This is a genomic window from Psychrobacillus sp. BM2 (assembly GCF_048572895.1).
In the GTDB taxonomy this organism is placed as follows: domain Bacteria; phylum Bacillota; class Bacilli; order Bacillales_A; family Planococcaceae; genus Psychrobacillus.
In genome coordinates, this window is sequence record NZ_CP183878.1 from 1,371,511 (window position 1) to 1,392,014 (window position 20,504).

Sequence of the window (20,504 nt, forward strand, 5' to 3'; positions counted from 1 at the left end):
ACAAGTTTTTCTAATTACAATAAGTCATTATTGGGTAATTATATTGCCTGCATGTCACAGATTGTTATTAGACTAACAGGTGCTTAGTTAACCAAGGCCATCATTTTTCGATGGTCTACTTTTATATGCAAATAATCAGGTAGTTTTAGCTATCCTTTGTGTAAAGTCCTTCGACAAGCTAGCAAGATTGTTATATTTCAATTAATAATATTTATGTTAAAATTTAATTATCGAGGTGATGAATTATGGTAGTAACATTACAAGAATTACAAATGTATAGGAATTTTGATGAGCTTGCTAGTGATGTACTTGATCTTGCAAAAGAGATTATGCCGGATAAATTGATTTATTTAACCTCATTCAGCGAAAAAGAGCAAATTATCCTAAAGCTATCAAATATTGATACAAGTATACTCCTGACTGAAGGAATGGTAATAAATCTTAACGAAACGGTTTGTAATAGAGTCGATTTTGATGAAAATCAACCATTAATCTATGAGGATATTAGAGAGGAAACTTGTCCAGACGACTTAAGAAATAGACTTGAAGAAGTTAATATTAATTCTTATCTAGGAATTCCTATTTCTCTTGTTAATGGGGGGAAGTTTGGAACATTATGTGTGGCACATTATGAAGAGAGCCGTTTTGACGAGAAGAGCATAAAATTGCTTCAAAGAATAGCCAGGATGTTTTCATATTATTTAGATTTAGAACGTTTTGCCTTTAGAGATTCTTTGACTGAACTATACAACAGACATTATCTTTCTAAATATTTTGAGGACCATTCTAAAACTGGAGGAGTGATATTTTTTCTTGATTTGGATGGGTTTAAAAAGGTAAATGATATACATGGCCATGATACCGGGGATCTAGTGTTAAAGGAAGTCGCTTTAAGACTTCAAACATTTGTGAATGAGCACAACGATGCCTTTGCAGTTAGATTAGGGGGCGATGAATTCCTCATACATTTCTCTCAGATATCTAACAAAGAGGAAATGAGCAAGCGAGCGGAAAATATACTTAACTTTTTAAGTACATGGGATTCCGAATATCAACTCTCCGCAAGTATTGGAATTACACCTTATCCAGTCAATAATAATATCACTTTAAAAACCCTTCTTAAAAATGCAGACAATGCCTTATATCGTGCAAAAGCCGCAGGAAAGAACACGTACAGATTTTTTTAGCAGAGACTCAATTCTTTTATTACACAGAAATGTTTATTGATAATCTAGAATTGAGATGATTGTCGAAGAATCTCATTTCTTATTAAACTAAAGGGTGCTTTACTTCATGTATACAAGATATTAAAAGAAAAAATGTTGAAGTAAGCGGAATACAAAATCACGGAGTAAATAAGTTTTTAGACTTATATGATTTAGATGGTAATAAGTTGCAAGTTTGTTATTGGAAGTATACTTTGTGAATAAGTACACTTAAATTATCGGGTGCGTTGATTCCGTTGATCTAAAAAGAATTAATGCCTTCTTTCGTATTGCTTTTTGAAAAACCTCTAATTTGTTATGATGTAATTTGTAGGTAAAATAATTAGAGTATATAGAGGGAGTGTTTAAAAATATGGAATTCATAACACTTAATAATGGTATAAAAATGCCAATCGTAGGTACAGGTACGAATACTTATGGAAAAGAAAATAACGAGTATAACGGGGTATTAACGAATGAAATTCCTGAACTCATATCAGCACTTGAGTTAGGATACCGTTCAATAGACGCAGCCATCTCTTATCGAAACGAAGAACTTGTAGGAAGTGTTTTAGCAGAAAACGAAGTGCCTCGAGAAGAATTATTTATTACGACTAAGGTTCCAGCCAACGAAGAATATATTTCTTCAAAGGACGCCACTCGAGCAGCGATCGACAATAGCCTGAAAAACTTCCAAACAGACTATCTCGACTTGCTTCTCATTCACCACCCGATCGAAGACAAAGAACAACTTAAAAACACATGGGAAGTCTTTGAAGAATATTACGAAGCAGGCAAACTAAAAGCAATTGGCGTTTCAAACTTTGGAAAAAGTCATGTAGATGAAATGAAAGAATTCGCTAAAGTGAAGCCAGCAGTTAATCAAATACCAGTTAACTTAAAAGAACCTAACAAAGAGCTTCTTGCCGTATTAAAAGAAGAGGGCATTACGCCTGTTGCGTGGGGACCTATGAAAGCCGAAGCCCATCAAAAAGAAGTATTAGATGAAATTGGTAAAGCCTATAACAAATCTGGTACACAAGTTTTATTAAGATATCAAATAGAGCGCGGTGTGGTCGTTATTCCTAAATCACACAACCGTGAAAACCAAGCATCTAATATTGATCTTTTCGATTTTGAATTATCTGCGGAAGATGTAGAAAAAATTGATAACTTATAATTATTTATTCCTACCCCTTTGGATTTAGTAATCAAAGGGGTTTTTTAGTGAAAGAAAAACATCTGAAATATGAGTTAAGGATCTATTGTTCCGTTATGGATTGATTTAGTCCTCCATATTCAACTAACGCGGCAGGTTAATGAAAGAAGAAAATTAAAAGGAAAGTAATTCACAAAAAAGGGGAGGTATAAAAGGTGGACTTATTACTTTGGATAACTATTGGTTTTATAATAATTGGATTTGTTGTTCTCACTTCTATGAAAAAAGGTATGGAAAGTAAGGTCGCTTTTATAAAAGTAAATATGGAAGACGAGGAAAATTCATTAAAAGCTAAATCCGTAATTTGGTGGATATGGAGTACCACTGCTTGGGGGATAGTGAGTATTTTTCTTGTTGTTTGGTGTTTTCATAATCACTTTGGATAAAGGTTGTTTCAAATGTACTTAAACAAATGGATGCTTTAGCAGAACAAGAGGCTACCTTTAGAGGTGGCTGTTTCTTATTGAACTAACGCGGCAGTTTAGTTGAAGATTCGCTTTCTGAAATAATCAATCTTTTTCAAATATTACAATCAGAAATGAACAAATGAAAACAATTACGACACCTAAAAAAGCTAAAAGAAGAGAAAAAATTCAATCGTGTATTAAGAAAGCAGTGCATGCTATATCCTTCTGGAGCAAATTACTTCATGCCAAGCTTTCCTTGTTCTGAAAGTGTGTTCCACTCAATTTCTGCTATTATATTTTCTTGTAGCCATCCCCACAAGCTGTGAGGATGATCACAATCATAAAAGTGAAAGTTAAAAGCAATAACTTTTTCATATTATTAGTCTCATCCTAACGACCTAATTGGTTTTATTTAGTACAACAAACCTTAAAAAAATAGCTGTACTGACTATTAATGTCCGTACAGCTACATAAAAGGAGTTTCATATGTTTTTATTAGCCCACTTTTTATTATCTACTTACTTATCTAAAAAAGGATAATCAATATAACCTTTCGCATCGCCACCATAAAACGTGGAACGATCAGGCTCGTTGAGTGGAGCACCTTTTTTCAAACGCTCTACAATATCAGGGTTAGCAAGGGCCCATGCTCCGATTGGTGCCATGTCAGCGATATTGTTATCAATATCAGTACTGATATCCTCTATATGACGTCCTGCACGATTAACTAATAATGGATTTGACCAAACAGAACGAATTTTGCCTAAAAGGCTTTCATTTCCTAAATGCATGATGTGAAGGTATGCCAAACTTAATTTATCTAACTCGGAAACAAGGTATACATAGACTTGATCTATTTGAACCCCTTCATTAACTCCGCCAAGCGGCGCTCCTGGTGATACACGGAAACCAACCTTATCTGCACCAATTTCATCTACAACGGCTTTTATAACTTCAATCGCAAAACGTGCCCGATTTTCAACCGATCCGCCATATTCATCTGTACGAACATTCGAATTTTCTCCAAGAAATTGGTGAATTAAATAGCCATTTGCACCGTGAACTTCAACACCATCAGCTCCAGCTTCAATAGCCGCAGCCGCAGCTTTTCTAAATTCATCAACAACATCTTTTATTTCTTCTGTACGTAATTCTCTTGGTACAGGTACGTCCTTCATTCCATCTGCCGTAAATATTTGCTCTCCCGGAGCGACGGCTGAAGGTGCTACTGCTTGACGATGATGTGGCATGTTATCTGGGTGAGAAATCCTTCCTACATGCATTAATTGTATAAAAAGATGGCCACCTTCTTGATGGACTCGATCGGAAACTTTCTTCCATCCTTGAATATGTGCTTTGGTATAAATCCCCGGTGTATTTAAGTAGCCCTGACCATCTTCAGAGGGTTGCGTACCCTCACTAATTAGTAGACCTAGCGAAGCACGTTGCCCATAATATTCAGGACTTAAATCTGAAGGTGTTCCGTCAGCTAATGCTCTACTTCTGGTCATCGGTGCCATAGCCAAACGATGAGGTAAATTCATATTTCCAATTGTGATTTCTTTCCATAAACTTTTCATTTTATATTATCCCCTTATTTGCTATTAATTTCTTTTATAACTTTTGCTGGTACTCCTGCAACGATAGTATCTTTTGGGACATCCTTGGTGACAACTGCTCCTGCTGCAACAATAGAATTGTCTCCAATCGTTACACCGGGTAATATTGTTGCACTTGACCCAATCCAGACATTATCGCCAATGATTACTGGAGAGGGATATGTTGTGTTTCTTGTTTCCAAAGATATACCGTGATTAAGAGTAGCAATCGTGACATTCATACCAATCATAGAACCGTCACCTATACTAATTCCACCCCTGTCTTGGAAGGAACAGCCTGTGTTGAAAAACACATTTTTACCAATAGTAATATTTTTTCCGAAGTCTGTATAAAACGGAGGAAAACACATAAAAGACGAATCAACTTTATCACCTGTTAGTTCACTAAAAATCTCCACTATTTCTTCTTTTGAATGATAGGAGGTATTCAATGCCATTGTGATCTTTTGGGCTTCAAAGCTACATTGAGTTAATAGCCCATGCAATTCTTTATCCACACCCGAAATGGGGTTGCCTCTTTTACAAAAGTCAATAAAATCTTTCATGTCCATTTTTATTAATCACCTCTCTTTAATATCAATCGTTACTCCGATATTTCCTGGATAGTTTTCTAATACTTCGATGCCCTCTGTGATTTCGCCGATTTTTACAAGACCACTGATATACTCATTACTATCTTTATAATAGATGACTAATGCTTGCCCTGGTGTCCAATAAGAAATATCTCCTTTATCATGGCTAGACATAGTTTGATCTACATGTAATCCATGAATTTCCGCAAATTTTTCACGTTTATAAAGATCTCGCATATCCAACTTCAAAGGTAGGCGTTTTACAAAATCTGCAGCAGTGACGTTATTCTCAATAGTTGCTTTAAGTCCCACATTTCCAAAGGAAAGTACAATTTTTTGTTCTTCCATACATTTACCTCCTTTGTGGACTGTTGCGTCGATGAATGATGGATGAAGGCATTTCATTTTCCAAAGGTATCTTTACTTTTTCCTCTATGCTAAATTCAATGGGTGACACATAAAGGAAAAAGTATGAATAAACTTTAATTTGATTCAATATGTTCAGATCCCCTGAGCGGTTGGACGAACGATCATATCGCTAATCGACATACGGTCAGGTGTATCAATCGCAAACACTACAGCAGTTGCAATATCTTCTGCAGTTAGTCCCCACTCTTTTTGTGCTTCATGAAGTTCGTCTGCAACCTTTTTATCGCTAATTGTTTTATATAACTCAGTCTGTACCGCCCCCGGTGATATAATGGTCGATTTGATATTATTTTCCCTTTGTTCTTGTCTTAGTCCTTCCATAATTGCTCTTACTGCAAATTTTGTTCCGCAGTAAACAGCCGAATCAGGGTATACCACATGTCCGGCAACAGAATCTGTTGAAAGTATATGTCCTGATTTTTGTTTTTCCATGATCGGTAGCACCGCAGCGATTCCATTTAAAACTCCCATGATGTTGATATCGATCATTTCCTTCCATTCATCACGACGCCCCTCAACAAGTGGTGCAGTTGGCATGATACCTGCATTGTTATAAAGTACATCAATTTTCCCATAGGTGTCTAACGCAAGCTTTACAACTCGACTTACATCTTCATAGTTTGTCACATCCGCTTGTTGAATGAGAATGTTCGCTGCTGGAAACTCTTCCTTGATAGCTTCGAGATGATCTAATCGGCGTGCAGCTAATATCAAATTTGCATCACGTTTTTCAAGTAATTTTGCAGTTGCTTCACCAATTCCGCTGGATGCCCCCATAATAATAATTACCTTATCTTTAATAGCCATTTATAATTCCTCCCTTTAAAAGTATTACCTTTGCAACTACATCATAAACTGATATGATTCGAATATCCAATACCTATACTAAATACACTCATATGCCTTTTGAGTATATATGAAATGAGGAGATTGTTATGGAAATTCGAGTGTTGCGCTATTTCATTGCTGTAGCGAATGAAGCAAATATTTCTGCTGCTGCAAAACAGCTACATTTGTCTCAACCTACATTATCAAGACAATTAAAAGACCTTGAAATAGAATTAGGAACAACTTTGTTCGAAAGAGGAAATCGAAGAATTACGTTAACAGAAGAAGGGAGATTCTTATTTATTAAAGCAAAAGAAATCGTTGAGTTAGTCGATAAAACCGAAGCCAATTTTAAAGAATCAAAAGAAATGATTAGCGGTGAACTTTATATTGGTGGGGGGGAAACAGAAGCAATGCATTTTATTGCTAGAACATCAAAAAAACTACTTGAACATTATCCGAGTATTCGATTTCACTTACACAGTGGGAATGCTGACGACATTACGAATAGGTTAGACAGTGGATTATTGGATTTCGGCGTTGTCATCGAACCCACAGATAAACAAAAATACGATTACATCCAATTACCGGCTACTGATGTTTGGGGCGTTTTAATGCGTAAAGATAGTCCTTTAGCGGACAAGCAGTTCATTCAACCAGCGGATTTAATGGATAAACCACTGATAATTTCACGTCAAACTGCTGTCAGTAACGAATTCTCAGGATGGTTTGGAAGGAATATGGAGGATTTCAATATTGTCGCAACTTATAATCTACTTTTCAATGCGGCACGAATGGTCGAAGAAAATATTGGATACGCACTCTGCTTGGATAAACTGATTAATACATCAGGGGATAGCAAACTTTGTTTTAAACCATTAAACCCTAAATTAGAGGCTAATTTAAATATTGTTTGGAAAAAAAATCAAGTATTTTCTAATGCAGCAAATAAATTTTTAGAGCAACTTCGAAATAATATAGAAATATACAAATCAAAAAATACTCAGTTTTGATAGGATAGTTTTGAGCTTTCAATACTGAGTCTTCATTGAATTGGTGAAAAGCTGAAACGGAAGAAAACAATCCAGAGAACGGCATAATAAGCATTAGTAAATTCCAATTAAGCCGCTAACTGCCTGAATTCTATGATTTAATGGTTAGTCATTACTATCACAGTGGTCATTATGGTGCAGCAGATTATACTTTTGATCATTGTATTAGGGTTGCTTGGCAGCTCTATTTGCTTCTTGAACTAATGCCGCAGGTTAGTTCAATAAGAAATTGGAAAACTTTGTTTACAAGGAGAGTGAAAAATTGACAACTAAATATGTGAGTTGGGGAAATTCAAAAATAAAATTAACCTGGAAGCGTGATTCACAACTTCCTCCAAGAAATTTAATTACAAGCGTTCACGGTTTTTGTTTAAAAGAAGGAAAGCTACTTCTGGTTAATCTAAATCATAGAGGGTGGGATTTTCCTGGTGGTCACATTGAACATGAAGAAACCCCTGAAGATTGTTTAAAGCGTGAAGCGTATGAAGAGGGATATGTAACAGGAAGCATCTTTCTTTTAGGTCATATTATAGTTGACCACAATGAAAACCCAAAATGGGATGCAAGTAGCAAATATCCAAAGGTAGGATATCAAGTTTTCTACCTTATGAATATAGACCGATTACATGATTTTCAAGCTCAGTTTGAGTCTGCTGAAAGAATTCTTATAAATCCAGGTGAAGTAATAGAATACTATCATGATTGGAATGAACTTTATCAAGAAATACTTGATTATGCTTTAGCACTAAAGTAATTCAGTTTTCACTAACGTGGTGCTTTACTTCAAGAAGGAGTAAAGCCTTTTTTCTTATTGAACTAAAGCAGCAGGTTAGTTGAATAAGAATATTCTAGTTAATCAGGAAGGGGCAAGAACAATGAATAGATTTGTATTGCCACACATGTATTTGTTTTTTGGAATCATATTATTTATTTTGGCAGAGTTCACCGTTCCAGCAGGAGGCTTTTATTGGCTTACATTTTTCATTTCAATAACATGCATTGTTATTGGATTGATATGGAATGTCATTTTGTTATTATTTAAAAAGAGAAGTTAATCGAATAGCATATCTTATACCAATGAATTAAACTATGGGTGCTTTACTTTCAGATGGAGTAGAGTCTTTTTTCTTATTGAACTAAAGCGGCAGTTTAGTTTAAGTGTGTTGTATAATAAATGGATATCTTTAGTTTGAAAACCACATGTTGGTACAGGGAGGATTGTATGTGGAGTTTTAGCACTTTTAAAGACAAACGTTACTGGATACTTTTGATTACAGCTATAATTATCTTGGGCTTGTTCGCTGTTTTTACCCCTGATTATATTCTTGAAAAAACTTACGTTGTACCATTTTCAATGCTTATATTTATACTTTTATTCTGGTCGACATACCATCTTTGGAAGTATTTTGGTGATAAAAAGAAGAGGAATAATACGGATGACAGTTGCGATTTGTAACTTGCTTGTTCAAGTAACGGGTGCTTTAGTTAAAAAGCTGACTTTATAAATAAAATGAGACTAGAAACTTCCTAGCTCATTTTATATCAACCTTTGTCTTTAACAAATACTATTTATAAAAAAGTTAATATTAAAAAAAAAGAGAAGGACCATTATTCCCTTTTCTACATCTTAGAAAAGAAAATGGAGGAGCAGAATGAGGCGTTTGATAAACTTTGCGGTTTTACTGCTATTTGTTATTTTTATATCTGGTTGTACAGATGTTAAAGAAGAAAACAAAAAAATAGAAGAAGAGAAACAGGAGCTAGTGAATGATGACAATACTCCTGCTGAAAATACTTACCATTTTTCATATAAAGAGCAGGAGTTTAAAATTATCCCATTCTACAATGAAGTGTTGGAATACACAAAAGCAATTAGGGAGAATCCTGAACTTGATAAAAAAGCTATTTATACAAAGCATGTTTTAGAACCGTTTATAGATAAATCTTCCTTGAAAGATATAACTTTAGGCGACCCTCTCTCGCCATCTTGGGAAGCAGAACAGTTAGAAAAAAATACGAAAGAGCTACTTGAAAATCAAGAACAGATTAATAAGTGGATAGAAGAAGCCTTATTAAAATCGGCGGACCTGTTACCAGGTGAGGACATAAATGTTTATATTTTCCCAGTTAATCCTGAAGAATGGCATATCATTAATACCGGTGGAGGGTTGAGTGGAGTTGCTTATTCAGAAAATGATTTTTTGCTTAGGATTGACCCATCCGTCTCAGAAGAAATGGTTAAATATGCGGCGGCGCACGAATATCATCACACAGTTAATTTTTTGTATGATAGCATACCAATCGAGTACAATATTTTAGATTTAACCATGACAGAAGGTAAAGCAGAATTCTTTACTACTATTGTATACCCAGAAATAAGAGTCAGTCCCATTTGGACAGAGCCCCTATCAAATGATGCCGAGAGTAAGGTATTAGAAGAATTAAGTGTAAATGGCAAATCTATGGATTTCAATATTTACAATAACCTGATTTACGGCAATTCACGTAAAGATATTCCGAGATGGTCGAATTATAAAATTGGTTACCTAATCACGGAAAGTTACATTGAAAACAATCCCGATAGTTCCATTTTGGAATGGACAAAAGTGGGGGCAAGGGGAATCATAAAAGGTAGTTATTACAGTGATTTGCTCCCGTAATGTTTATTTAAATTATTGTTGAAAAAATACAAGGCATAGCTTAGTTCAATGAACTGAGCTTTTTATTTTTATAGGCTATGTTAAAGGTAAAGGTTGATTTATAGTGAAATGGTATTGTGACATGTACCCTACATCCATTAAAATTAATTCACTTCAACTGGATACTTATGTTAAAATAGGAACAATTTTGTGAAGTTTTATACTTAAACTAACGAAGCAGTTTAGTTTAATAAGAAGGAATTTTTTTAAAGGTGTAGAAGTATCTAAAAGAAAAGAAATCGGTCGAGATTAACCGTGATAGCAATATATAATGATAATTCGAGAGGAATTGGTCTTAAGATGAAAAAAATTAAGAATTTAGCCTTTGTGATAGTTTTAGTTCTATTATCAGTCTATCTCTATAAGAGTTTCATATATTATTCGATTCCTTTTAATCCTATTAAGGAGTACTCAACTGAATCCAATGTTGACTTTCATATTACAAAAAAACTCCCTGATGGTGAAGGATTCAATGCAAAATGCCATGATGCAAAAAATTGTGGCTTAGTTTTGGAATACCTAGCGGTCTAAAATTAATACCTTTAAAGGATAAGACAGCACAAAAAATGCTTAATTATGAAAATGCAACCTATTTTAATGGGATGCTAAAGTTTAATGAATCCGAAATGATATTTATCTCGGATATATCTATAGACACCCCTAATGTCCTTCGTATTAGTTCTTCCATAACTGGGTTCAAAGATGGATATTATGAAATTGAGGATTCTACTTTTGACTATAGCTATATTTATGATTTGATTGGTGATACCAAAGAATAACGTCGATGTATTGGTCTGAACTGAATCACCTTTTACTTTGGGGCTATTGTTAAAGCAAACGGACTCGATTGTTGAGTAAGCTTCACTTCTTTACTTCAAGAAGGAGTAAAGCTTTTTTCTTATTGAACTAAAGAAGCAGGTTAGTTCAATAGGAGGATGAAATAATCGATATTAGCTACCACATAAAACAAGTAGCCGAAAATGCAATTTCGGCTACCAATAAACTTTCTATTAAAATGAACGGTCATCCACCTGATCGATCCAGCTTTTGACCTTTTCAAGAAGCCTCTCCATGCTTCCATCTTCAAAAGGAGACTCCAAGTTTGCACTCTTCAAAAGCTCAGGGTATGGGAGCCGTCCCCCTTGTTTACACATTTTCAGGAAGCTTTTCCAAGCAGGTTTTGGGTCATCTTTCTGTTTGATCCATAGCTGGACTGCAGCAAAATGGGCCAAATCATAGTCCATGTAATAAAAAGGCGTAGTGAACAGATGCCCTATTTCATAAAACCCTGTGCCTTGCTCTAAAAATTCATTGCCATCGTAGTCCCGTTCCGGCAAATACTCATGCTCCAACTCTCGCCACTTTTGCTTCCGAACTTGCACGGTGGCTGTCGGGAATTCATACAGGAAGTGCTCGAATTCATCAACAACTGAGACAACCGGCATATAAATAAATGCTTCGGACAGGTTGGAAAACTGGTACTTCTGCGTATCTTCCCCAAAAAACCGTTCCATCCAAGGCCAAACAAACCGTTCCATCGTGAATGAAAATATCTCACAGGAATCATACGGAATAATGTACTCATGGATATTGGAGTGACGGCTCATATAAAACTGAAATGCATGGCCCGCCTCATGTGCAAATACCCTGACATCATTGGATGTGCCGTTGAAATTTGCGAAGATAAACGAAGCAACTTCCGGACCGCTATACGACGCGAATGCCCCACCCATTTTGTTTGTACGGGATTCCACGTCAACATTCCCTTTTTCCATCAGTTCATCAAAAAATGCACCCGTTTCAGGAGACAGTTCATGGAAAATAGCCCGATAAACTTCTAATATTTCCTGATATGTCCCTATAGGCGAGGGCGAACCGTTTTTGAAGAAATAGCTCTCATCATAATACTTCAGTTTGGAAACGCCAATACGGTTCTGCTGTTTCTTTCTAAGTGAAGAAATGAATTGCACCCCATGCTCTTTCACTTGCTTGCGGTATTGAACGAGGTCGTCGGGCGTATGTCCTGTTCTATGCATTCGGTCATAGCCAAGTTCCGCAAAGGACGAATAACCTAACGTTTTCGCGATTCGGTTGCGTGTCTTAACCAGATTATCAAGGATTCGGTCAAAATCGGAGGCATGCTGTTTGAAGTAGCCCGATTTTGCTTCAAAGGCTGCTTTTCGAACCTCACGATCAGGTGAGCCCAGATATACAGCCAAAGTACTTAATCTCAGCTCTTTTCCATCGAAAGGAATAATCGCTTTTCCCATCAGCTCCTGATACTCGGATACAAGGCGATTTTCCATCCTGATATCTTCTTGCACTTCATCAGAATAGGTTTTCAGCTTAATATCTGCAATTTTGAATAGCTGATTACCCCACTGCCTCTCAAGCTGTTCCCTAAATTTCGCGTTCAGGATCTCTTTGTAGTATTCCCCTGTCATCCATAGCCAGCGTGGCTCGGACTCTTGGAAAAAGGCATACTGTTTATTGTATTCATCATTTGCCGTATCTCCAAAGTAATGAATCCTCGCTTCGTTTTCTGACGCCTGATAAGCAAGTCGACGATGGTTCAGCCTTTCAAACTGGACATTTTGCTCCTCAAAAGAAGCTGCATTTATAAAGCCTTTCAACATTCTTTCAAAGTCTTTTTCATATTGGTCAATATCTAAGATGGAATCCTTTTGTTTGATAATATTCATTTTCTCCCTCCAATCATTCATTACTTTAAAGAGTAATATAATTTACTTTCAAATACAACAATAAAATACTCTGAAATATAAAAATATTACGCTAAAGAGCAAAAATACGTAGAGAATTTCTAAATGAATATATTATCTTTGGTAACTAAAAGTGATACTATCAGGCGATTTCAATCTTATTCAACTAACGGATGCTTTAGCAAAACATGGCCATCATTTCGATGGTCTACTTTTATGTCCAAAACATTAGGTTGATCTCAGAAATGTATTGTGAAATGTTACACTTAAACTAAAGAAGCAGTTTAGTTCACGGGGAGGAAAAGGGGAGGAAAAAATGAAAACAGAATGGCAAAGTCTAGAGTCGTTACAAGGATGTTTATTGACAGGTATTTATGCAAGTCAACTTCATGTCAGAGATGATTTGGTTCTTTTTTCTTCAGAATATGTTTTCAAGATTAATAACCCAGTTACATTAGAATTTTGGTATTGGAATATAAGTTGGTTTGAAGACGAGGATTTAACTGATTACCTAATCCTAAATGAACAGGAAACCCCTGAACCGCTAGACTATTTGGAAGACCCAGAGCTTTCCCCATATCACCATATCATAATAGGTTCTCTATTTTATTTTGAAGATAATTTAATTAATAAAGTAAGCGGATACGGATATAAAGATGAGAATATCGATATATTAACCACGCTTGTTTTTGAATTTGAAGAATCTTACCTTTTCGTAAAAACGGGACCCTTGATAGAAGCAAGAATTACCAAAGATAGACCAAATAATTTAGGAGACTTCATTTTTTCCTCGTGACTAATGTTCTTATAAGTTCTTCAACCAACGGGTGCTTAGCAGAACAAGACCATCATTCGATGGTCTATTTATATTTACAGAACAATCAAATAGATTTAGGAGGTCCAGTGTGAAATGTTTAAAACGACAAAAAACTTGGAAGTAAGCAAATTATCAATTGGTATTCTACAGATTTCTTTTCGAGTGGTTTCAGCTGAAGTTACAAAATAAAAAATGGAAAAGTTCGCAAAACTATATAATAATCCAATTATTATGGAAATATTAATAGTGTGAAGCTTATAATTGAACTAGGTGATTAAAAGTGACTATACAATATAAAAAGATAATGCATATCTGTGATAACCGCAGACTATTCAATAATAATTCACGTAACAGTACTCCAAGCGTCATCTTCATAGCAGGGTTAGGCGATAGCTATGAGACATGGAAAAAAGTCCAAGACCGAATATCGCAAAAAACATCAACCTTTTCCTATAACAGGTCGGGTATTGGCAGGAGTCAAGTCGCATCCGTCCCGACGACTTGCTATGATCTAGTCGAGGAGCTCAACGATTTGTTGCTAGCACTTGAAGTGGAGAAACCCTATATATTGGTGGGACATTCTTTTGGTGGTTTGGTCGCTAGATTATATGCCAGCCTTTATCCACTGAACATCTGCGGTATGGTTTTGGTTGACGCTGCACCGGAATATAAAGAACTTGCCTATGAAAAGGTTCTACCCGAAAATCTGCTTGCAAGAAATAGGGAATATTACGAGAATCCTATGTTGAATAGTGAGAAGATTGATAAAATACAAAGCTATGAGCAAATCGTTGATCATACAAAGCAAAGTAACCTCCCTCTCGCAATTATTACAAGAGGTTTACCTGACAATGTTGAAGAGGGATGGCCATCTCAAGAAATATTGGAAATTGAGCAAAGACTCCAAGCAGAATTCCAATGGCTATCAACGTCAAGCAAGTACCGGATTGCTAGTCGAAGTGGACATTATATTCATCGTGATGAGCCAGAAGTTGTTATAGAGGAGATTATGTTAATGTTGAAGGAGATGGGGAAATGAGCGATATAAGGACCAAATTGATGCTGGATTTGCAAAGAATTGAGAAGGATGAGTATCAGTTACGCGAAGGTGAGCAGCATCAAGATTTCTTACTTTTGTTACTTCAATATATTGGCGATCCTCAGCCAGAATTACGGGATAACCTGATTTATCCGGTGTTTTATATGTGGATTAAGGAAGAGAATAGGTTCAGTGAAGAGGAGTTACGAAGCCTCTTAACTGTTCTGACTGATGAGAACCATTTGTTCTATAGTATTGGCAGCGAGGATGATCAGTCAGTTTTTACAAGGACGTTCTCTGCTTTACCTATCGCTTTGATTGTGCATCGCCACAGACAGAATCCATTTTTCAATCAAGCGGAAATTGAGCAATTAATGCATGCGATGCTTCGTTATTATAAAGAGGAGAAGGATCTGCGAGGTTACCTTTCAGTAGGAGGTTGGGCTCACAGCGCGTCTCACGGTGCGGATGTTTTTGTCGAGCTGGTTCAGTGCGAGGAGAGCGGCGTCGCAATGCTACGTGAGGTTCTTGTTGCTATTTCTGACATGCTTCATAATGGGAGACACATTTTTAGCGATGAGGATGATGAGCGGTTAGTCAACATCATAGATACGATGATTGACAAACAGTTACTTCCACATCAAGAAATCGCTGATTGGATTAGCGATTTAGCGCAATGCTGCAATTTGCCGAGAAGCCGCAGTCAGGTGATTGCTCGCGTGAACAGCAAGAATTTTTTACGCAGTCTCTATTTCAGAAGGGGACAAGATAGCCGAGGGAATGATCTTAACACTGTCATACTTGGTACTGAGGCAAAATTGAACAGGTTTTCTATCAGTTAAAGGATTAGAGGGGCTGTCCCAAAAGCCATGGGAAATTGGCTGAGGGATTTTGCCCTTTTTTATGTGAAGAAAAACAAAAAGAAACCATCCTTTGGTAAAATGGTAGTACCACCCACCACGCACAAAAGGAGAGGCAATGGCTGCAATTAAGGTAGTTATTTCTCATTGAACTAAGGGCAGCATTTCTGTAAAGATTGTGAAAAAATGTACTTAAACTAACGGGTGCTTTAGCAAAATATGGTCATCATTTCGATGATCTATTTTTATGTCCAAAATATTAAGTTGATCTCAGATATGTATTGTGAAATGTTACACTTAAACTAAAGTAGCAGTTTAGTTGAATAAGAGAAGGGGATTTTTTATGTCGCATTTGAACCAAACTATGAAAGAAAAGAGATTAATCAAGTTGAATTAATCTCCGGAAATGTTATCTGCTTTTCTTTTTTCTTGAGAAGGATATAGCTGCAAAAAGTGCTACTGCGATAGCAATCCAGGTACCAAAGCTCATTAATTCACTTCCAATCAGGTAGTAGGTTGTTATTAGATACGTTGCAAATAATGAAAAGTTTCAATATTTAAAAATGTGAAAGATTGAAAATAGGGTTTGGTTTATTTTAACCATTGTTCAGCTTCCTATTACGTTAATAGGACTATGGACTATAACCAAACCGCGAAGGCAGAAAACTACTACTCATGCAGTATTTTAAATTAGATTCCTTGTTCAACTAACGGGTGCTTTAGCAAAATATGGCCATCATTTCGATGGTCTATTTTTATGTCCAAAATATTAAGTTTATCTCAGATATACATTGTGAAATGTTACACTTCAACTAAAGTCGCAGGTTAGTTGAAGAAGAAGGTTATTTTGCGATTGTGTTGAATAAGTTAATATATGTAAATTATTGAACAAAAGGGGTGTTTTACTTCAAGTCTGGGGGTGGCACTTTTCCCTTGAATAAAACGAAGTAGTTTAGTCGAAGAAGGAGTTTTCTTATTATAAAGCATATTTATTATGATTGAGTGGAGGTATAAATGAAAAGAAATCATGTATATGCATTGATAATTTACTTTGGAGTAGTACTTTTAGGTGATGTCATCACTTTGATATTTAATAATCCGAGAAATTTAGTGATTATACTTAATTTTACGCTTTCCCCATTGTTACTGATAATAACTTTATATTTATTGAGAGACGATATAAAACTAATGGTATTTGAAAAAAGAAAATCAACGGTTAAACAATCAATATATGCAATTATCAAATGGTTTTTTATTGCTATAGTCGGTTTTATAGTTATTGCTACAATAACACCTTTGTTTTACACGTCTGAAGTATCTAATTCTTCGAAAATGACACAAGCTATCCCATTAATAGTTATTCCATTTGTTTTTATAGGACCAATATTAGAAGAGTTAATATTCAGAAGAATTTTATTTACCTCATTTTCAAAGAAATTCACTATTTTATTAAGTATTCTTTTTACCTCAGTAATCTTCGCTGGGTGGCATATGAATTTACCAAGTTTTCCTTTATTATTCTGGTTATCAATCGTTTATACTTACAGTTATTATCAAACTAACAGATTATTAGTTCCAATTACTCTTCATATCCTATGGAATTTATTTTCATCAAGCATAGCTATAATTGGTGCTTATTTTTTTGAATAGCATTTAATTTAGGAGTACATTCAGTGTTAGCTTGTTATTAAACTAACGGGTGCTTTAGCAAAATCTAGCCATCGTTTTGATGGTCTATTTCTATGTCAAAAACATTAAATTGAACCCAGATAAGCATTGTGAAATGTTACACTTAAACTAATGCCGCAGTTTAGTTGAATAAGAAGGTATTTTTGAAATCGTGTTGAATAAGTTAATATATGTAAATTATTGAACAAAAGGGGTGTTTTACTTCAAGTCTGGGTGGAGCACTTTTTTCTTGAACTAACGTAGTTTAGTTTAATAATTATTATTCGCACCATTCCGTTCAATAATGCAATCATATCTCTAGATGATACGAGGAGAGGTTATATGAAGAATGAAAAAGTTATTAAAACAACACTTGGATTCCTTGGCTTTCCATTAACATTAGTAAATATGTACTCTAATAAGAAAAATAAAGTAAACGGATTGGGCAATCTAGTAAAAATAAATGATAGAGTAATTCATACAATTGATTCTGGAAGCGATGATTCAAAATATACAGTAATATTAGATGCTGGATTAAGCTGTTGTTCAATTGATTGGTATTATATCCAACCAAAAGTTTCTGAATTTTCAAAGGTTATTTCATTCGATAGGGCTGGATATGGATGGAGTTCATCGGTAAAAGGAAAATATACAAGTGAAAACGTGGTTGAGGATTTGATAAAAGTGTTAGAAGAATTAAACGCAAAACCTCCATACGTGTTAGTAGGACATTCATTTGGTGGTTTAAATATGCGATTGTTTGCTAGTAAATATCCTGAGAAAGTGGCCGCTTTAATTTTAATTGATTCAGTACACGAAAAAAGATATTTAAGTAGTGAATGGGATGAAGAACGTACGAACATTCATAAGAAAAACTTGAGGTTATTTAGATTGGGATATATAACTTCAAGCTTAGGTATTCCTAGACTACTAAAACAACCAGTTGGCAGAAAACGTTTGCCAGAACCTTATCAAAAATATATAAACTATATTGGTTATAATTCTAAAACATTCGAAGCAGTATATAAAGAATTCTTTTATAGTGAAGAATCTGCCTCTCAATTAAAAGACTCAAAACCATTAAATAAAGAACTTCCAATAACTGTTTTAAGTTCTAACAATAATGATGTTTCTTGGGTAGAACATCAAAATATTCTTTCTAATTTAACAAATAATACGATTCAAATTAAGACTGACCATGGGCATTCAATTCATTTGGAAAATCCAGAAATTGTAATAGATACAATAAAAGAAGTTATTAACGAACTAGATAAAAACAAGTTCTTATTAAGCTAACGGGTGCTTTACTTCAAGAAGGAGTAAAGCCTTTTTTGTTTTCGAAGTAATGCAGCTGGTTAAAATAGGGAATGTTTTGGTGTAAAGAGCATAAATCTTAGTAGATGGCTGTTTTCCAAAAGGGGGAAATCGAATGGATTGGTATATATGGTTTACCGTAATTGTTGCTGTTGTTATTATTATTGGGTATAAGTCTTCTAAAAAGAAATAATGCTTGTTGAACTAACGGTGTGCTTTAGTCAAATAGAGCAACGTCTTTTAAGACGTTGCTCCTTTTCCATTTAAAAGTACTTCTGATAATATCCTTCCTTAACCTTCCGCTCAAAAACCGCCTTCTGAAATGTTTTTTATGCATTGCTGGTGGATAGATTGATGGTTTAACGCATACAGTGAAGGTGAAATATCATGGACACCATGGGAGGATTAAAATGCGAAAACTTTTGTATCTACTACTGTTTCTCGGTACATGCATGCTATCTGCTTGTTCATATGATAGCGAAACAGCGGTTAAAAACGGCGATGTCATTAATATGCATGGACCTGTTTACAATTTCCCCCGCTTTGAACGATTCTTGAACAACATCGAAGCGAAAGAAGCGGCTTCCGTAAGGATTACCAATTATACGCTGGAAGGAAAACCAACATTGTACAATTTATCTTTCGACGGATCTTTATTCGATTTGGAAATTGATAGCTCAAAAAATAAGGATCGGGGAGACAGCCCCGCCAAAGAAAACATGACCTGTTCGGAGCTGGTATCAGAGGAGGGACAGCAATTATTCACCTATACACTGGAAGGGTGTCAGCAGGATCCCACCGTTGAAAGCTTCATAATCTTAAGCGTCATGAAGGAACAAGTAGAGGACCACGAGCATTGACTATTACGTAAAAACAATCGTTTCAATCACAATAAAGGAGCCAAATGAATTGTAGGCCGCACACATTTTCCAGATAAGCAAGCTCCAACTTTCGTTTACCGTTGGCAAGATACCTTCCTGTCGATAGAACGTTTATATTCAACTGGAATACTTAATTGATTCTATAACTGAGATGGTATTTTAGTTAATCAATTTAAGCGCGCGATTATTGAATAAGCTTCACTTTTCTTCTTCAACTAATGGGTGCTTTACTTCAATAATGGTAAAGCATTTTTTCTTATTGAACTAACGCGGCAGTATAGTGCAACAAGGACTTTCGTCAAATTTACAACGCTAAGTAAAGAAATGTTACCAAACGCCGCTTTGTGGACATTTTTTCTTTAAATAACGCAGCCGTTTAGATAAATGAGGATTTTAAAATTATTTTCAAATAATTGACATCTCAATATCCTAGTGTTAGGATGAGTATATCCTAACACTAGGATATGTGTTGAAACAAGTTCATAGAAAGGAAAATGATGATGATTGCGAGCTTAAAAAGAATTAATGAACTAGCTTCGAAAAATCGGGAGGAAGGCTTGACTGGTGAATAAATCATTGAACGAGACAAGTTAAGACAAGATAACTTACAAGAAATTCGTGGTCAGGTGACGTCGACAATGACGAGTCTTACGATTTCAAGTGAATCAGGAGAAGACTTACCACCAGCAAAGCTAGTTGTTGAAAAAACAAAACAATATCAAAGTGAATTTCCGTTTTAAACGGTGATTATAAAAAATTATGGATTTCATCCTAATAGTAGGATGAGGAAAAGGAGAATATAAAAATGGTATCAACAATACTGCAAGTAGTTTTAGGATTAGGGTTTATTATGTTTGGACTAATGAAATTTGGTTCAAAACAAATGGTTGAAGGATTTAAACATTATGGTTATTCAGCAGGATTTCGAATTTTCACAGGCGTTGTAGAGGTTGTAGCAGCAGTTCTTTTAATAGCAGGTATTTGGAATGGAACATTGGCTGCAATTGGTAGCTTCCTTGTTGTTGCAACGATGATTGGGGCAATATTCACACATATTAAAATTCAAGACAAATTGAAAGATATGATGATGCCTATCATTTTACTAGTGCTTGGAGCCATCGTATTGGCATTAAATTACTCATCTTTACTTGGCTAAGTCAGTTAAAACTTTTATG

General features: G+C 35.3%; 21 protein-coding genes. 16 read left to right on the forward strand and 5 right to left on the reverse strand.

Annotated features, from left to right (window positions below; all coding sequences use genetic code 11):
- Window positions 1-245 precede the first annotated feature (245 nt).
- From ACN6MX_RS06130 to ACN6MX_RS06140, 3 genes are all read left to right on the forward strand, one after another.
- Window positions 246-1,187 carry a diguanylate cyclase domain-containing protein gene (locus tag ACN6MX_RS06130; RefSeq protein ID WP_419961758.1) on the forward strand — a complete coding sequence of 314 codons (942 nt, stop codon included), beginning with the start codon at window positions 246-248 and terminating at the stop codon, window positions 1,185-1,187.
- Between the two features lie 391 nt (window positions 1,188-1,578).
- The gene (locus tag ACN6MX_RS06135; RefSeq protein ID WP_419961759.1) at window positions 1,579-2,385 is read left to right on the forward strand and encodes an aldo/keto reductase; all 807 of its coding nucleotides are present in this window, start codon (window positions 1,579-1,581) and stop codon (window positions 2,383-2,385) included.
- 194 nt (window positions 2,386-2,579) lie between these two features.
- Window positions 2,580-2,810 carry a hypothetical protein gene (locus ACN6MX_RS06140; RefSeq protein WP_419961760.1) on the forward strand — a complete coding sequence of 77 codons (231 nt, stop codon included), beginning with the start codon at window positions 2,580-2,582 and terminating at the stop codon, window positions 2,808-2,810.
- Window positions 2,811-3,349: 539 nt separating this feature from the next.
- On the opposite strand, the gene ACN6MX_RS06145 is transcribed toward ACN6MX_RS06140, so the two are convergent.
- From ACN6MX_RS06145 to ACN6MX_RS06160, 4 genes are all read right to left on the reverse strand, one after another.
- Window positions 3,350-4,411 (reverse strand): alkene reductase, encoded by a 1,062-nt coding sequence (locus tag ACN6MX_RS06145; protein ID WP_419961761.1) that lies wholly within the window; start codon window positions 4,409-4,411, stop codon window positions 3,350-3,352.
- 14 nt (window positions 4,412-4,425) lie between these two features.
- Window positions 4,426-5,001, reverse strand: coding sequence for a sugar O-acetyltransferase (locus ACN6MX_RS06150; protein WP_419961762.1), 576 nt, complete (start codon window positions 4,999-5,001; stop codon window positions 4,426-4,428).
- Between the two features lie 9 nt (window positions 5,002-5,010).
- Complete coding sequence (locus ACN6MX_RS06155; protein ID WP_419961763.1) at window positions 5,011-5,370, reverse strand: cyclophilin-like fold protein; 360 nt, start codon at window positions 5,368-5,370, stop codon at window positions 5,011-5,013.
- A gap of 153 nt (window positions 5,371-5,523) precedes the next feature.
- Window positions 5,524-6,258 (reverse strand): SDR family oxidoreductase, encoded by a 735-nt coding sequence (locus tag ACN6MX_RS06160; RefSeq protein WP_419961764.1) that lies wholly within the window; start codon window positions 6,256-6,258, stop codon window positions 5,524-5,526.
- A gap of 128 nt (window positions 6,259-6,386) precedes the next feature.
- Between ACN6MX_RS06160 and ACN6MX_RS06165 the strand changes: the two genes are divergently transcribed.
- The 5 genes from ACN6MX_RS06165 (at window position 6,387) to ACN6MX_RS06185 (ending at window position 10,809) form a co-directional block, all read left to right on the forward strand.
- Entirely contained in the window at window positions 6,387-7,292 is a 906-nt protein-coding gene (locus tag ACN6MX_RS06165; protein ID WP_419961765.1) for a LysR family transcriptional regulator, read from the forward strand.
- A gap of 301 nt (window positions 7,293-7,593) precedes the next feature.
- Window positions 7,594-8,085, forward strand: a complete 492-nt coding sequence (locus ACN6MX_RS06170; protein WP_419961766.1) for an NUDIX hydrolase — start codon at window positions 7,594-7,596, stop codon at window positions 8,083-8,085.
- Window positions 8,086-8,206: 121 nt separating this feature from the next.
- Complete coding sequence (locus tag ACN6MX_RS06175; protein ID WP_419961767.1) at window positions 8,207-8,386, forward strand: hypothetical protein; 180 nt, start codon at window positions 8,207-8,209, stop codon at window positions 8,384-8,386.
- 597 nt (window positions 8,387-8,983) lie between these two features.
- On the forward strand, window positions 8,984-9,991 hold the full coding sequence (locus tag ACN6MX_RS06180) for a DUF2268 domain-containing protein (protein WP_419961768.1): 1,008 nt from the start codon (window positions 8,984-8,986) through the stop codon (window positions 9,989-9,991).
- Between the two features lie 536 nt (window positions 9,992-10,527).
- A complete protein-coding gene (locus ACN6MX_RS06185) occupies window positions 10,528-10,809 on the forward strand; it encodes a hypothetical protein (RefSeq protein ID WP_419961769.1) in 282 nt (93 codons plus the stop codon).
- Window positions 10,810-11,040: 231 nt separating this feature from the next.
- On the opposite strand, the gene ACN6MX_RS06190 is transcribed toward ACN6MX_RS06185, so the two are convergent.
- The gene (locus ACN6MX_RS06190) at window positions 11,041-12,732 is read right to left on the reverse strand and encodes a M3 family oligoendopeptidase (RefSeq protein WP_419961770.1); all 1,692 of its coding nucleotides are present in this window, start codon (window positions 12,730-12,732) and stop codon (window positions 11,041-11,043) included.
- Window positions 12,733-13,066: 334 nt separating this feature from the next.
- Here ACN6MX_RS06190 and ACN6MX_RS06195 point away from each other — a divergent pair, with 334 nt between their 5' ends.
- The 8 genes from ACN6MX_RS06195 (at window position 13,067) to ACN6MX_RS06230 (ending at window position 20,485) form a co-directional block, all read left to right on the forward strand.
- Complete coding sequence (locus tag ACN6MX_RS06195) at window positions 13,067-13,546, forward strand: hypothetical protein (RefSeq protein ID WP_419961771.1); 480 nt, start codon at window positions 13,067-13,069, stop codon at window positions 13,544-13,546.
- Between the two features lie 301 nt (window positions 13,547-13,847).
- Window positions 13,848-14,606 (forward strand): alpha/beta fold hydrolase, encoded by a 759-nt coding sequence (locus ACN6MX_RS06200; RefSeq protein ID WP_419961772.1) that lies wholly within the window; start codon window positions 13,848-13,850, stop codon window positions 14,604-14,606.
- A complete protein-coding gene (locus tag ACN6MX_RS06205; protein WP_419961773.1) occupies window positions 14,603-15,448 on the forward strand; it encodes a DUF2785 domain-containing protein in 846 nt (281 codons plus the stop codon). The genes ACN6MX_RS06200 and ACN6MX_RS06205 overlap by 4 nt, the downstream gene beginning before the upstream one ends.
- 1,032 nt (window positions 15,449-16,480) lie before the next feature.
- Window positions 16,481-17,116 carry a CPBP family intramembrane glutamic endopeptidase gene (locus ACN6MX_RS06210; protein WP_419961774.1) on the forward strand — a complete coding sequence of 212 codons (636 nt, stop codon included), beginning with the start codon at window positions 16,481-16,483 and terminating at the stop codon, window positions 17,114-17,116.
- A 360-nt stretch (window positions 17,117-17,476) separates the two neighbouring features.
- Window positions 17,477-18,430: an alpha/beta fold hydrolase gene (locus ACN6MX_RS06215; protein WP_419961775.1), complete on the forward strand. Its 954-nt coding sequence runs from the start codon at window positions 17,477-17,479 to the stop codon at window positions 18,428-18,430.
- A 428-nt stretch (window positions 18,431-18,858) separates the two neighbouring features.
- A complete protein-coding gene (locus ACN6MX_RS06220) occupies window positions 18,859-19,308 on the forward strand; it encodes a DUF4362 domain-containing protein (protein WP_419961776.1) in 450 nt (149 codons plus the stop codon).
- A gap of 596 nt (window positions 19,309-19,904) precedes the next feature.
- Window positions 19,905-20,069, forward strand: coding sequence for a DUF896 domain-containing protein (locus ACN6MX_RS06225; RefSeq protein WP_419962567.1), 165 nt, complete (start codon window positions 19,905-19,907; stop codon window positions 20,067-20,069).
- Window positions 20,070-20,134: 65 nt separating this feature from the next.
- The gene (locus ACN6MX_RS06230; protein WP_419961777.1) at window positions 20,135-20,485 is read left to right on the forward strand and encodes a DoxX family protein; all 351 of its coding nucleotides are present in this window, start codon (window positions 20,135-20,137) and stop codon (window positions 20,483-20,485) included.
- The last annotated feature ends 19 nt before the right edge of the window (window positions 20,486-20,504 follow it).

What these genes read in the sequence shown, in the direction of transcription:
- ACN6MX_RS06150 (WP_419961762.1), bottom strand. Translation starts at nt 5,001, where the DNA reads ATGGACATGAAAGATTTTATTGACTTTTGTAAAAGAGGCAACCCCATT.
- ACN6MX_RS06210 (WP_419961774.1), top strand. Translation starts at nt 16,481, where the DNA reads ATGAAAAGAAATCATGTATATGCATTGATAATTTACTTTGGAGTAGTA.
- ACN6MX_RS06220 (WP_419961776.1), top strand. Translation starts at nt 18,859, where the DNA reads ATGCGAAAACTTTTGTATCTACTACTGTTTCTCGGTACATGCATGCTA.
- ACN6MX_RS06130 (WP_419961758.1), top strand. Translation starts at nt 246, where the DNA reads ATGGTAGTAACATTACAAGAATTACAAATGTATAGGAATTTTGATGAG.
- ACN6MX_RS06160 (WP_419961764.1), bottom strand. Translation starts at nt 6,258, where the DNA reads ATGGCTATTAAAGATAAGGTAATTATTATTATGGGGGCATCCAGCGGA.
- ACN6MX_RS06180 (WP_419961768.1), top strand. Translation starts at nt 8,984, where the DNA reads ATGAGGCGTTTGATAAACTTTGCGGTTTTACTGCTATTTGTTATTTTT.
- ACN6MX_RS06145 (WP_419961761.1), bottom strand. Translation starts at nt 4,411, where the DNA reads ATGAAAAGTTTATGGAAAGAAATCACAATTGGAAATATGAATTTACCT.
- ACN6MX_RS06215 (WP_419961775.1), top strand. Translation starts at nt 17,477, where the DNA reads ATGAAGAATGAAAAAGTTATTAAAACAACACTTGGATTCCTTGGCTTT.
- ACN6MX_RS06195 (WP_419961771.1), top strand. Translation starts at nt 13,067, where the DNA reads ATGAAAACAGAATGGCAAAGTCTAGAGTCGTTACAAGGATGTTTATTG.
- ACN6MX_RS06190 (WP_419961770.1), bottom strand. Translation starts at nt 12,732, where the DNA reads ATGAATATTATCAAACAAAAGGATTCCATCTTAGATATTGACCAATAT.
- ACN6MX_RS06155 (WP_419961763.1), bottom strand. Translation starts at nt 5,370, where the DNA reads ATGGAAGAACAAAAAATTGTACTTTCCTTTGGAAATGTGGGACTTAAA.
- ACN6MX_RS06165 (WP_419961765.1), top strand. Translation starts at nt 6,387, where the DNA reads ATGGAAATTCGAGTGTTGCGCTATTTCATTGCTGTAGCGAATGAAGCA.
- ACN6MX_RS06135 (WP_419961759.1), top strand. Translation starts at nt 1,579, where the DNA reads ATGGAATTCATAACACTTAATAATGGTATAAAAATGCCAATCGTAGGT.
- ACN6MX_RS06230 (WP_419961777.1), top strand. Translation starts at nt 20,135, where the DNA reads ATGGTATCAACAATACTGCAAGTAGTTTTAGGATTAGGGTTTATTATG.
- ACN6MX_RS06205 (WP_419961773.1), top strand. Translation starts at nt 14,603, where the DNA reads ATGAGCGATATAAGGACCAAATTGATGCTGGATTTGCAAAGAATTGAG.
- ACN6MX_RS06175 (WP_419961767.1), top strand. Translation starts at nt 8,207, where the DNA reads ATGAATAGATTTGTATTGCCACACATGTATTTGTTTTTTGGAATCATA.